The following is a 13188-nucleotide window of genomic DNA, read 5'->3' as shown; positions in this document are numbered from 1 at the left end:
TTATATAACGAATTATTAGTTTGTGACTTGAAAGACATGTACCTATATGTTACAATTCATTGATGTGAGTAATAATTAATTACTTGCTCCTTGCTCCCTTAATTAGGAGAGCCTAAGTCCATAAGGAGGTGTAAACAGATGAGAAAATACGAATTAATGTACATCGTACGTCCGAACATTGAAGACGAAGCGAAGAAAGCTTTAGTTGAACGTTTCAACGAAATGTTAACTTCTAACGGTGCAGAAGTCATCGAATCAAAAGAGTGGGGCAAACGCCGCTTAGCTTATGAAATTCAAGACTTCCGCGAAGGTTACTACCAAATCGTAAAAGTAAACGCTACTTCAGATGCAATCAACGAGTATACACGTCTTGCTAACATCAGCGAAGACATCATTCGCCACATTGCAGTTCGTGAAGAAGCTTAATAATTAATTTTTTACAAAACGCTGAAAAGGAGGTTGTATTCTGATGATTAACCGTGTCGTATTAGTTGGAAGACTAACAAAAGATCCTGAGCTACGTTATACACCGAATGGAGTTGCGTCTACAAGATTTACAGTAGCTGTAAACCGTGCATTCTCAAATCAACAAGGTGAACGCGAAGCTGATTTCATTAGCTGTGTTGCTTGGCGTAAACAGGCTGAAAACCTAGCGAACTTCATGCGAAAAGGAAGTTTAATTGGGGTAGAAGGTCGTATCCAGACAGGCAGTTATGAAGGACAAGATGGTAAGCGAGTAGTGCGCCCATCAGGTGCAATGAATAAAATGCTTGTAGCGTAAGCATACAGGAAATTCACAATGTACGAAAGTACGCCTGTTCGTCAACAACCTTATCCGAGAGGGAAACCAAACGGGGAGTGTAGCATGGTTGTAAAGTGATAAGTTGGAAAGTCATCATTCCAAAACTGAATCGCAAGACGAAAGAAGTAGTGTGAACGAGGTTGAAGGCTATACTGCTTGAACACTAATCTGAAGCGGAACAATGCCACCCATGACAAAAGATGGCTGAACATGTCATGTGACGTTCAGTAATACAAATTAGACTCGGTTGTATTACGCTGTGAAGGAACGTCAGCTATATATCATAGATATAAAAGGATGAAAGGTGCAACCGACATCATACGAATCGCTGTATTCATTGTATTTAATGGGGATTACCTAAGTTGGAATGCTCAAAAAAGGGCTATGACAATCTGTGTCTGAATATCCAATACGGTAACGGAGTTCTCGTAGTAGTCCGAGATAGGGAAAGCCTATTACATGGCGAAGGGGAACAGCTTATAAGTTCAATAATAAGAATATGGAAGGGTGCGTGAGGCACTATGAGAAATCCACTTTCGGTATTGGACAGTCTAAACGATAAGGATGAAAAATACGTCTACCATAGATTGTATCGTAACCTATTCAATAGGGAATTTTTCTTAATGGCATATAACAATATATATGCTAAAGAAGGAAACATGACCAAGGGGAGCGATGAAAACACAATAGATGGAATGAGTATGGCAAGAATTGACAAAATCATAGACACTCTAAAAGATGAATCTTACCAACCACAACCAGCAAAAAGAGTCTATATTCCCAAGAAAAATGGGAAGAAAAGACCTTTAGGCATTCCGTCAATTGACGACAAGTTAGTTCAAGAAGTGGTAAGACTAATTTTAGAAAGTATTTATGATAATAAATTCTCTGATAGGTCACATGGTTTCAGACCAAACAGAAGTTGTCACACAGCCCTAAAACAATTCAAAAGCCTTGGAACTGGTGCTAAGTGGTGGATAGAAGGCGATATAGAAGGTTTCTTCGACAATATTGACCATCACACTCTCATAAACATCCTTAGAGAAAAAATCAAGGATGAAAAATTCATCAGACTAATTTATAAATTCTTAAGAGCAGGATACCTTGAAGAATGGAAATATCACAAAACAATTAGTGGAACTCCTCAAGGTGGAATAATCAGTCCTATTCTCGCAAATATCTACTTGGATAAACTCGACAGATACATTGAGGAATACAAACTCAAATTCGACAGAGGAAAACAACGTAGAAAGAACAAAGAATATAAATTAGCAGACCAAAGAGTTTACAGAGCCAGAAAGAAATACGAGGAATTAAAGGACACTCTATCACAAGAGGAAAAGGAACAATGCATCAAAAGGATAAAGGAATTGCGTGCTGAACAATACAGAGTGCCAAATACTGACCCATTTGATGAAAGCTTTAAGAGAATACAATATGTAAGGTACGCAGATGATTTCCTTATAGGGGTAATCGGAAGTAAGCAAGACGCTGAAAATATCAAGCAAGACCTTACAAATTTCTTAAGGGAAAAATTGAACCTAAATCTCTCAGCAGAGAAAACTTTAATTACTCACGCAAGTAATTTTGCTAAATTCCTTGGATATGAAATACGAATAGGAAAAAACGACAACAGAAGTAAGGACGCCAACGGCGTATCAAAGAGAAGATACAATAATGCAGTCAATCTCACAATGCCAAAAGAAGCATGGATAGGAAAATTGTTTGAATTAAAAGCGATTGTCTACACAAAAGACAACACGCAATTCAGAGCAATGCATAGAGCTTCATTACTCAACAATGACGACCTTGAAATTTTACTAACATATAATGCGGAAATCAGAGGTCTGTATAACTACTACAAGTTAGCCAGTGATGTTCATATGTTGAATGATTTTAGATATTGGATGAAATGGAGTATGTTAAAAACATATGCCAATAAATATAAAACCAATGCTAAAGACATTGCAAAAAAATTCAACAAAAACGGAAGATTTGGAATAAGTTATACAAACAAAAAAGGAATAGAAAGAACCATTTATTTCTATGATGACCCATTAGTAAAATCATCCGAAATTGAAAGTTACAAAGTAGATGAAATCCCTAATACTATAAAGTATAAAGGCAGAACAAACCTTATAGATAGGTTAGAAGCAAACAAATGTGAATGGTGTAAAACAAAAGGCGTACCCCTGGAAATACACCACATCAGAAAGCTAAAAGACCTAAAAGGAAAGACAAAATGGGAAAGATTTATGATTGAAAGAAATCGTAAAACAATAGCCCTATGTCATGACTGCCATAATGATTTACACAACGGGAAATTAGACTAAAATGCGTAACTAATAAAGTTTAGAATGGTATAAGTGGAAAGCCGTATACATCGAGAGATGTACGTACGGTTTGGGGGAGAGTTCTTGAAAACCTACTAAAAGACATTAAGACAGTAATTTCAGTTCGTAGAGAGCAATTGACTGTATGAACGGAAAAATAATGGAATTTTAGAAAGGCGTCGGGTTCTTATCCTACTACACAACAGATGTCGTGGCGGATAGCGTACAGTTTTTAGAACCCCGTAATGGTAGCGGTGCTCCTGCTCCTCAATATGGTGGACAAACTTACGGTAATAACCAACCGTCATATGGCGGTGGTCAACCACAACAACAGTTTAGTGGCGCTATGCCAGGGCAGGGTTCCTATGGCGGCGATTCGTATCAGCAAAATCAACCACCTATGAATCAGCCGAATTATACACGTGTAGATGAGGATCCATTTGCGAATAGCAAAGGGCCAATAGAAGTATCTGAGGATGATCTTCCATTCTAATGCTTCTAAATGATAAAAAAAGATAAGGAGGAGACACACTATGGCACCACGTCGCGGAGGCCGCAAACGCCGTAAAGTTTGCTACTTCACTTCAAACAATATTACGCACATCGACTACAAAGATGTAGATTTATTAAAAAAATTCATCTCTGAGCGCGGTAAAATTTTACCACGTCGCGTAACTGGCACAAGTGCAAAGTACCAACGTAAATTAACTTCAGCTATCAAAGTATCTCGTATCATGGGATTACTTCCATTCGTAGCAGAAGATAAATAAGATTGATGACGTTAAGGTAACTGACCTTACATCAATTTTAACTACCAGCATATTACGATATTCGTATCGGGTATGCTGGTTTTTTGTTATGGTTAAAAGGAAAATTATCAACTAGTTAGGTAAAAGTTCGAATTAAAATTGAAAAAATAATGACAATGTACATAGTGATCTAAGTGATTTTTGTTCAATACTATGAAAAAATGGTACAATAAAGGGTAGTAAGTTTGACTGAAAAAAAGGAAGGTTTTCAATGCCGAATAATCAAACAAAAGCGCTTGTACAAGGCTCAATGATGGTTGCACTTTTTACAATCTTAATGCTAATTTCTGCATATGTACCATTCATCTTTATAGTAGCTTTATTATTCGCTCCACTACCGATTGCTTGGTATAGCGCAAATTACAAGCGTTCCACATCAATACTCGTAGCAATAGTAGGCTGTATCCTAACCACTATAACGAGTGGAATATCCATGCTGCCATTTGCATTTATTTTAGGGCTAGTAGGTGTCGTTATGGGTAACGCCATTTATTTGAAGAAGAGTAAGCTTTATTTATTTATGTCAACGGGGATTGCTAATCTCCTTTCGATGGCAATTGTTTATGTTGCTTATGTAAAGCTTTCAGGGATTGACTTCATAAGCATGAGTTTAGAGATGGCACGTAAAAATTATGAGCAATCTAATGAATTTGCGAAGAATGTAACAGGCCAAGTAGCCATTAATCCAGAGCAGCTTGAGGCAATGTTTAAAACAATTGAACTGACTATGCCTGCAACGATAACAATCTCAGCATTTTTTGCTGCATTTATTATCATTACAGTCAATTTACCAGCTCTAAAACGACTAGGGGTAGATGTTCCAAAATTTGCTCCATTCCAAAATATGAGATTACCACGCTCTATTTTATGGTATTACATGATTGTTTTATGTATTAATTTATTCATGCGTCCTGAGGCTGGCTCTACGCTAGATATTATTGTATTAAATGTTTCTTATATTTTATGGTTGTTACTGATTTTACAAGGAATATCTTTTATCCATTATTTTATCTCTAAAAAGGGGATGCCAAATGGAGTTAAATGGGTAGCAACTTTATTAGCAATTCCATTATCATCCTTTATGATCTTACTCGGTATTGTTGATTTAGGTTTTGACGTGCGTTCACTTGTAAAGGGGAAGACTAAAGAATAAGGGGCTGATTGTAATGGGGACATTTAGAAAACGACCAATTCGCTATCCGCTTTTTGTTCTTTCCATATTTGGAACTGTGACGTTCGTGCTTCTATGTATTTGGAATATCGGGATAGGCATCGGTTATGGTGTAGGTTTTGTTTTACTGATGGCCTACACATGGAAAGTAGAGAAGATAGCTTTTGAGGAAACAGAAAAGCACATTGAATCTATCTCCTTCCGTATGAAAAAAGTGGGGGAAGAGGCACTGCTTGAAATGCCAATTGGGATATTGCTGGTTAATGAGCAGTATGAAATCGAATGGTCTAATCCATATATGCAGGGCATTTTAAATATGGAATCACTAGTTGGAGAAGGTATTGTAAATATATCTGATGACATCTATGTATTAATGAAGACCGAGGAGACTAATGAGGCGACGATTACACTACGTGATCGGAAATATCGTGTTTATTATAAAAAAGAGGAACGACTACTGTATTTCTTTGATATAACTGAACAGATTGCCATTGAAAAGCAATACTATGCAGACCGAACAGTAATCGCTATATTGTTTGTCGATAATTACGATGAAATCACGCAAGCCATGGACGATCAACCACGTAGTTTAACCAACACAATGGTTACTTCAATTGTCAATGAATGGGCTGCAGAGCATGGTGTATTTGTCAAACGAATATCATCAGATCGTTTCTTAGCAGTATTAAATGAATCCATTTTAACGGAGCTAGAAAAGAAAAAATTTGCTATATTAGATACCATTCGAGAAAAAACAGCTCAAAAGAATTTATCATTAACATTAAGTATTGGTGTAGGAGCTGGATCATCCTCATTAGTGGAGCTTGGTGAGTTGGCACAATCCAGTCTTGATCTTGTATTAGGACGGGGTGGAGACCAAGTGGCAATAAAGCAACCTACTGGAAAACTTAAATTCTATGGTGGAAAAACAAATCCAGTCGAAAAACGTACACGTGTTAGAGCGCGCGTTATTTCACATGCATTACGCGATTTAATTCAAGACAGTGACCAAGTGTTTATTATGGGACATAAAAATCCTGACATGGACTCCATTGGTGCTTCTGTAGGTGTACGGAAAATGGCACAAATGAATGATGTAAAGGGCTATGTCATTATCAATTTTGATGAATTAAATGGTAGCGTTACACGATTAATGAATGAAATAGAGAGTAAATCAGATTTCTATGAAAATTTCCTTACACCAGAGGAAGCCGCTGGTAAAATGACTGAGAAATCGTTACTCGTTATTGTTGATACACATAAGCCGAATTTAGTAATTGATGCACACCTATTGAAATTAGCTGAAAAGGTGGTTGTAATCGACCATCATCGTCGAAGTGAGGACTTTATCGAAAATCCTACACTCGTTTATATGGAGCCATATGCGTCGTCCACAGCAGAGCTAGTGACAGAGTTACTAGAATATCAGCCGAAGCGTGCAAAAATTAATATGCTAGAAGCTACTGCATTACTAGCGGGTATTATCGTTGATACCAAAAGCTTTACACTTCGAACAGGAGCACGTACATTTGAAGCAGCTTCTTACTTACGAACAAATGGTGCCGATACAGTATTGGTCCAACGTCTCTTGAAGGAGGACGTGGACACATATATAGAGCGCTCCAAAATTGTGCAAACAGTTAAGTTCGTAAAACCAGGAGTAGCTGTTGCTGTAGGTGAGGAATCAAAAGTGTATGACTCTGTCTTAATTGCGCAAACAGCCGATATATTACTAACGATGAAGGATGTTAGTGCATCCTTTGTCATTGCACATCGGGCAGATGGCAAAATTGGTATAAGTGCACGATCACTTGGCGAGGTCAATGTACAGCTAATTATGGAGAGGCTTGGCGGCGGTGGACATTTAACGAATGCTGCCTGCCAAATAGATGCTAAATCCATCGATGGTGTGAAAAAACATTTAGAAGAGGCCATAAATGAGGTCTTTGAAGGGAGTTCTGACTAATGAAAGTAGTATTTTTAAAAGACGTTAAAGGAAAAGGAAAAAAAGGTGAAATTAAAAACGTAGCTGATGGCTATGCACAAAATTTCTTAATCAAGAATGGCTATGCAGCGGAAGCAAATGCGCAAGCTTTAAGCCAAATAGAGGGGCAAAAGAAATTAGAGGCCAAAAATGCTGCTGCCGAATTAGCTGAAGCACAAGCATTAAAGGAAAAAGTAGAAGCACTAACAGTTGAGCTAAAAGCAAAATCAGGTGATGGTGGCCGCTTATTTGGCTCAGTATCTACAAAGCAAATTGCTGATGCATTACAAAAAATGCACGGCATTAAAATTGACAAACGTAAAATGACTTTACCTGATGGGATTCGTTCACTTGGCTTTACAAATGTTCCTGTAAAACTACATCATGAAGTATCAGCAACGTTAAAAGTACATGTAACGGAAGAATAAGGAGCGACAATCCATGAGTGAACCGATGATGGACCGCGTTCCACCGCATAACCGGGAGGCGGAGCAATCGGTTATCGGTGCTATTTTCCTTGAGCCACAGGCATTAATAACAGCATCAGAAATTTTATTGGCAGATGATTTTTATTTAAATGCCCATAAGAAAATTTTCGAAACGATGTTGCGCTTGAGTGATCAAGGAAAAGCGATAGATGTTGTAACAGTTACAGAAGAATTATCAGCTAAAAAAGAGATTGAGGACGTTGGCGGGCTTTCTTATTTACTAGAGCTCGCCAATGCTGTCCCTACAGCTGCCAATGTCGCTCATTATGCCAAAATCGTTGAGGAAAAGGCCCTCTTACGTCGATTGATTCGAGTGGCTACGAAAATTGTCGAGGACGGCTATACACGTGAAGACGAAGTAGAGGCATTATTAGGCGAGGCAGAGAAGAAAATGATGGAGGTTGCCAATCGAAAGAATGCAGGTGACTTTAAGCATGTTAAAGATGTGCTAGTGGAAACTTTCGATAATATTGAGCAACTGCAATCACAAAAGGGAGAAGTAACAGGTATCCCGACTGGCTTCCGTGATTTAGATAACATTACTGCAGGCTTTCAACGCAACGATTTAATCATTGTTGCTGCTCGTCCATCTGTAGGGAAAACAGCCTTTGCATTGAATGTTGCGCAAAGTGTTGCTGTACAAGCTCGTGAAAATGTTGCAATCTTTTCTTTAGAGATGGGTGCAGAGCAACTGGTCATGCGTATGCTTTGTGCAGAGGGAAATATTGATGCACAAGTTTTACGTACAGGTGCTTTAACTACAGAAGATTGGGGTAAACTAACTATGGCAATGGGTAGTTTATCGAATTCAGGGATTTTTATTGATGATACTCCAGGTGTACGTATCAATGAAATCCGTGCAAAATGTCGTCGTTTAGCTCAGGAGAATGGACTAGGAATGATCTTAATTGATTATTTACAGTTGATTCAGGGGAGCGGCAAGCCAGGAGAAAACCGTCAGCAAGAGGTATCAGAGATTTCCCGTTCTTTAAAGGGATTAGCCCGTGAATTAAAGGTACCTGTTATTGCGTTATCACAGTTATCTCGTGGTGTTGAGCAACGACAAGATAAACGGCCAATGATGAGTGACTTACGTGAATCGGGAAGTATTGAGCAAGATGCTGATATTGTTGCGTTTTTATACCGTGATGATTATTACGATAAAGAATCTGAGAATAAAAATATGATCGAAATTATCATTGCGAAACAACGTAATGGTCCAACAGGAACTGTTACATTGGCCTTTAAAAAAGAATTCAATAAATTCATTAATGTGGATTGGTCACAAATGCCACCTCCACCGCCACGTGATTAGTCAAGTTACTCGTCATTCAGATAAGTTGCCTATTAGTAATGAAATATTACCCTTAGATTAAATTAATCTGAATGTTCGATAATATTCATACCATTCTGTTATTAAACACGAACGTTGAATCAGATTTTTTGATTTTATGTTCGTGTTTTTTCGCTATTTTTTATTGACGAGTTGTTTCTATCATTGTTACAATAATTGAGGCTTGAAAATTGAGATACAAAGGTATCTAACGGAGGTGCTGATTATGACATCAGTAGTAGTTGTAGGAACACAGTGGGGAGACGAAGGAAAAGGTAAAATTACAGATTTCCTTTCGCACAAAGCCGATGCCATCGCTCGTTTTGCCGGTGGAGATAATGCAGGACATACCATTAAAATTGATGGTGAAACTTATAAATTACATTTAATTCCATCAGGGATCTTCTATAAAGATAAAACTTCAGTAATTGGTAATGGATTAGTTGTGAATCCAAAATCATTAGTAACAGAGCTTAAAGGTTTACAAGAGCGTGGTATTAATACAGATAATCTACGTATTTCTAATCGTGCACATGTGATTTTGCCTTATCATATTAAACAAGATATTGCGGATGAAGAAAGTCGTGGAGACAATAAAATCGGCACAACTTGTAAAGGTATTGGACCTTGTTATCAAGATAAAGTAGCACGTATTGGGATTCGTATGGCTGACTTACTTGATAAGGAAATCTTTGAGGAAAAACTACGTCATAATTTAGCCATTAAAAATAAGTTATTTGAGAAATTCTATGAAGTTGAAGGCGTAACATTCGAAGAAATTTTCGAGGAATACTATGGTTACGGACAAGAAATTGCTAAGTATGTTACGGACACGTCTAAAATTTTGAACGATGTCCTAGATGAGGGCGGTAAAGTGCTATTCGAAGGTGCACAAGGAATTTTACTTGATGTCGATCAAGGTACGTATCCATATGTAACATCTTCAAATCCTGTTGCTGGGGGAGTAGCGATTGGTGCAGGTGTTGGGCCATCACGCGTAACAAGCGTTATTGGTGTATCTAAGGCCTATACATCTCGAGTAGGAGATGGACCATTCCCAACGGAGTTGTTCGATGAAGTAGGTCAACAAATTCGTGAGGTTGGTCGCGAATATGGTACAACAACAGGTCGTCCACGTCGTGTAGGCTGGTTCGACACAGTCGTTGTTCGTCACTCACGCCGTGTAAGTGGCATTACTCATCTTGCTCTTAACTCTATCGATGTTTTATCGGGCTTAGAAACAGTAAAAATTTGTACAGCCTATAACTATAAAGGTGAAACAATCACAGAGTATCCAGCAAACCTTCATATTATTGAACAATGTGAGCCGATTTATGAGGAGCTTCCAGGCTGGTCTGAGGATGTAACAAGCTGCAGAACTTTAGAAGAGCTACCTGAAAATGCACGCCGCTATGTGGAGCGTATCAGCGAACTAACGGGCATTCAAATTGCTACTTTCTCTGTTGGACCTGCACGTGAGCAAACAAACGTGTTAGTGGACGTTTGGGAAGCATAATAAAATAAAATGAAAAGGGCGTGCCAAATGCGGCATGCCCTTTTTTAGTGAATATCTTTCTTCTTAAAGCGACCACCTTTTACCTCGGCGATATTACCGATGGCTAGAAAAGCATTGTCATCTATTTCAGCGACGATTGTTTTCAATTTAGATTCTTCTAAACGAGTAATAACGGTAAATATGACTTTCTTGTCATTCCCCGTATAAGCTCCCTCTCCGTGAAGGAAAGTAACGCCACGACCAAGTCGATCCATAATCGTTTGTCCAATTTCATCAATGTCATCACTTATGATATAAACAGATTTAGATTCTTCCAATCCTTGAATAACAATATCAATCATTTTATAGGCAATATAGTATGCAATGATGGAGTACATGGCTTGCTCCCAATTAAAAATAAATCCTGCCACCGTAAAAATAATGATATTGAAGAACATGATGATTTCACCAACTGAAAAAGGTGTTTTGCTATTAGCTAAAATAGCTAATATTTCAGTTCCATCCAATGAACCTCCATAACGAATGACAATTCCGACACCAACTCCTAAAATCATTCCTCCAAAGACTGTTGCCAATAATGTGTCTTCCGTAAATGGATGGATATTATGTAAGGCGAGTGTTGAAAATGAGAGTACGGTAATACCTAGACCTGTGGACAATGCAAAGGTTTTACCAATTTGTTTATAGCCTAAAAAAATAAAAGGTAAGTTTAAAATGAAGATGAAAATACCAAGGGGTAATTTTAATAAATGAGATGTGATAATGGAAACACCTACGATGCCACCATCCATAATGTGGTTGGGTACTAAAAACAGTTCCAAGCCCAATGCCATTATTATCGCACCTAGCGACACCATAATAATTCTTGCAATAACTTTACGCATGCTACTTTTCTGAGGTCTCAACATTTTTGTTGTGATCTCAGAGGTTTGTGAATCACTCAATTTAATCGCTCCAATCAAATAGTGTACCTTCTATATATATTTTATCGGAATATTAAAAAAGTAAAAAGTATTAAGTCAAAATTCACTTGAAAAAATTTGAGAATAGTATACCGATGATAGTTAAATTGAATTTTAAGAACCAATATATGAATAAAATTACAGTATTTATAAACTATATAAAATATATTCTATGTAACAATAAGTAGATAAATAATACATTTACATTACAAAAGAGTGAAATCGTTCAAACGTCATTTTCTTTATGGTACATTATAGGGGTGCAAAAAATCCTTGTGGGTAAATCATCCTACAGTAGGGTAAAGTTGGAAGGGGCTTTATTGATGAATTCGTTTTGGAAAAGAAAAGAAGAAAACAATAGATTCACCTACAATTTTTCTTCTTTTAAAAAGGCTTCAATCATTGTAGTTTTAATGACAAGCCTAACGATTAACATGGGATTTGCTAAGGAATATAACAAAGAAAACTTAAATAAAATTTACCACGTATATGTGGGGAATGAATATATTGGTGCAGTATCTGATGAGAAAGCAATTCAAGAAATAATTGCATCAAAAGAAAAAGTGGCAAGTCAGCAATTCAAAGGTTTATCCATTGATGCTAGCTCAGCTGTTAAAATAATCCCAGAACAAGTATTTACAAATGAAACAAAAGATGCAGAAACATTATCAAAACTTAAGCAATCTTTAGTGGCCAAATCAGATGCCTTTACATTATTAGTAAATCACAAACCAGTAGTATCACTAAAGAATACGGAAGCTTATGAGAAAACTGTTCAAATGTTAAAGCTACAATATGTTTCTCAGCAAGAATTAGATAACTTATCAAAACGCCAAGCTAGCAATAATCTACAAGAATTAAAAGATGGTGAGTCTAGACTTCTAAATGTTTCCTTTAAACAAGGAGTTTCAGGGTTATCACAAAAAGTGACACCCACTGATATATTATCACCTGAGCAAGCCGTGAAGTTTTTAATGACAGGCTATCTTGAGCAAGAAACATATAAAATTGAATCAGGAGACGTGTTAGGGTCAGTTGCTAAAAAACATAATTTAACAACAAGTGAACTACTAGCTCTAAATCCGGATATCACAGTAGATACAGTTTTACAAATTGGACAAGAATTAAATGTTACTGTGGCAAAGCCATTTGTGACACTTGAAGTAAAAAAGGAAAAGAAAGTTGCGGAAGTCATTCCGTTTAAAAAAGTAATTGAAGAAGATCCTACTATGTATAAAGGTGAAAAGGTCATCAAGCAAGAAGGTGTTAATGGAAAAAAAGAAACAACTTATGCATTAACATCTGAAAATGGTACACAGACATCAAAAGTTGCCTTAGAGGAAAAAATACTTCAACAACCAGTAGATGAAATTGAAGTAGTTGGTACAAAGGTTATTTCTTCACGTGGAACTGGAGAATTTGCATGGCCAGCAGTCGGGGGCTATATTTCAAGTGGTATGGGTGAACGTTGGGGAGCCTTCCATCGTGGTATTGATATCGCTCGACCAAGTAACTATAATATTTTAGCTGCTGATAATGGTGTAGTTGTTGCTGCTGGCACTTCTGGCACCTATGGTAATCGTATTGTTATTAATCACAATAATGGTTTTACAACACTTTATGGACATTTATCTTCAATTAATGTTGAAGTCGGACAAGTAGTGGAAAAAGGTTCTGTGATTGGTATTATGGGTTCCACTGGAAATTCGACAGGTACACATTTGCACTTTGAAGTTGAAAAGAACGGTTCATTAGAAAATCCGTTATCTTATGTAGGCCGATAAAACATG

10 protein-coding genes and 2 pseudogenes are annotated in these 13188 nt (G+C 37.2%); 11 read left to right on the top strand and 1 reads right to left on the bottom strand.

Annotated features, from left to right (window positions below):
- The first annotated feature begins 138 nt into the window (after positions 1-138).
- The 10 genes and pseudogenes from rpsF to MHB39_RS23490 all read left to right on the top strand — a co-directional run bounded on the left by rpsF (position 139) and on the right by MHB39_RS23490 (position 10436).
- Positions 139-426 (top strand): 30S ribosomal protein S6, encoded by a 288-nt coding sequence (gene rpsF / locus MHB39_RS23535; protein ID WP_016992320.1) that lies wholly within the window; start codon positions 139-141, stop codon positions 424-426.
- A 43-nt stretch (positions 427-469) separates the two neighbouring features.
- Positions 470-739: pseudogene (gene ssb, locus MHB39_RS23530) on the top strand (single-stranded DNA-binding protein); the annotation flags it as partial.
- Positions 740-1323: 584 nt separating this feature from the next.
- Entirely contained in the window at positions 1324-3135 is a 1812-nt protein-coding gene (locus MHB39_RS23525) for a reverse transcriptase domain-containing protein (RefSeq protein ID WP_258860847.1), read from the top strand.
- A gap of 196 nt (positions 3136-3331) precedes the next feature.
- Positions 3332-3628: pseudogene (locus MHB39_RS23520) on the top strand (single-stranded DNA-binding protein); the annotation flags it as partial.
- A gap of 40 nt (positions 3629-3668) precedes the next feature.
- The gene (gene rpsR / locus MHB39_RS23515; RefSeq protein WP_004233359.1) at positions 3669-3905 is read left to right on the top strand and encodes a 30S ribosomal protein S18; all 237 of its coding nucleotides are present in this window, start codon (positions 3669-3671) and stop codon (positions 3903-3905) included.
- A gap of 250 nt (positions 3906-4155) precedes the next feature.
- A complete protein-coding gene (locus MHB39_RS23510; protein WP_066038355.1) occupies positions 4156-5097 on the top strand; it encodes a YybS family protein in 942 nt (313 codons plus the stop codon).
- Between the two features lie 13 nt (positions 5098-5110).
- Entirely contained in the window at positions 5111-7081 is a 1971-nt protein-coding gene (locus MHB39_RS23505; RefSeq protein WP_342545545.1) for a DHH family phosphoesterase, read from the top strand.
- A complete protein-coding gene (gene rplI / locus MHB39_RS23500) occupies positions 7081-7527 on the top strand; it encodes a 50S ribosomal protein L9 (RefSeq protein WP_342545544.1) in 447 nt (148 codons plus the stop codon). The genes MHB39_RS23505 and rplI overlap by 1 nt, the downstream gene beginning before the upstream one ends.
- Positions 7528-7540: 13 nt before the next feature.
- A complete protein-coding gene (dnaB, locus tag MHB39_RS23495; RefSeq protein WP_004233370.1) occupies positions 7541-8902 on the top strand; it encodes a replicative DNA helicase in 1362 nt (453 codons plus the stop codon).
- Positions 8903-9146: 244 nt separating this feature from the next.
- Entirely contained in the window at positions 9147-10436 is a 1290-nt protein-coding gene (locus MHB39_RS23490) for an adenylosuccinate synthase (RefSeq protein ID WP_004233375.1), read from the top strand.
- Between the two features lie 44 nt (positions 10437-10480).
- Here the strand turns inward: MHB39_RS23490 and MHB39_RS23485 are convergent, their stop codons facing one another.
- Positions 10481-11344, bottom strand: coding sequence for a YitT family protein (locus MHB39_RS23485; RefSeq protein ID WP_342546952.1), 864 nt, complete (start codon positions 11342-11344; stop codon positions 10481-10483).
- Between the two features lie 377 nt (positions 11345-11721).
- Between MHB39_RS23485 and MHB39_RS23480 the strand changes: the two genes are divergently transcribed.
- Positions 11722-13182 carry a M23 family metallopeptidase gene (locus MHB39_RS23480; RefSeq protein ID WP_342545543.1) on the top strand — a complete coding sequence of 487 codons (1461 nt, stop codon included), beginning with the start codon at positions 11722-11724 and terminating at the stop codon, positions 13180-13182.
- The last annotated feature ends 6 nt before the right edge of the window (positions 13183-13188 follow it).

The organism is Lysinibacillus sp. FSL K6-4013, from assembly GCF_038630435.1.
GTDB classification, from domain to species: domain Bacteria; phylum Bacillota; class Bacilli; order Bacillales_A; family Planococcaceae; genus Lysinibacillus; species Lysinibacillus boronitolerans.
The sequence above is the reverse complement of the archived record's forward strand: the minus strand, read 5'-3'. Positions and strand labels throughout refer to the sequence as shown.

Coding starts and splice junctions, on each gene's coding strand:
- rpsF (WP_016992320.1), top strand. CDS start 139: ATGAGAAAATACGAATTAATGTACATCGTACGTCCGAACATTGAAGAC.
- MHB39_RS23525 (WP_258860847.1), top strand. CDS start 1,324: ATGAGAAATCCACTTTCGGTATTGGACAGTCTAAACGATAAGGATGAA.
- rpsR (WP_004233359.1), top strand. CDS start 3,669: ATGGCACCACGTCGCGGAGGCCGCAAACGCCGTAAAGTTTGCTACTTC.
- MHB39_RS23510 (WP_066038355.1), top strand. CDS start 4,156: ATGCCGAATAATCAAACAAAAGCGCTTGTACAAGGCTCAATGATGGTT.
- MHB39_RS23505 (WP_342545545.1), top strand. CDS start 5,111: ATGGGGACATTTAGAAAACGACCAATTCGCTATCCGCTTTTTGTTCTT.
- rplI (WP_342545544.1), top strand. CDS start 7,081: ATGAAAGTAGTATTTTTAAAAGACGTTAAAGGAAAAGGAAAAAAAGGT.
- dnaB (WP_004233370.1), top strand. CDS start 7,541: ATGAGTGAACCGATGATGGACCGCGTTCCACCGCATAACCGGGAGGCG.
- MHB39_RS23490 (WP_004233375.1), top strand. CDS start 9,147: ATGACATCAGTAGTAGTTGTAGGAACACAGTGGGGAGACGAAGGAAAA.
- MHB39_RS23485 (WP_342546952.1), bottom strand. CDS start 11,344: ATGTTGAGACCTCAGAAAAGTAGCATGCGTAAAGTTATTGCAAGAATT.
- MHB39_RS23480 (WP_342545543.1), top strand. CDS start 11,722: ATGAATTCGTTTTGGAAAAGAAAAGAAGAAAACAATAGATTCACCTAC.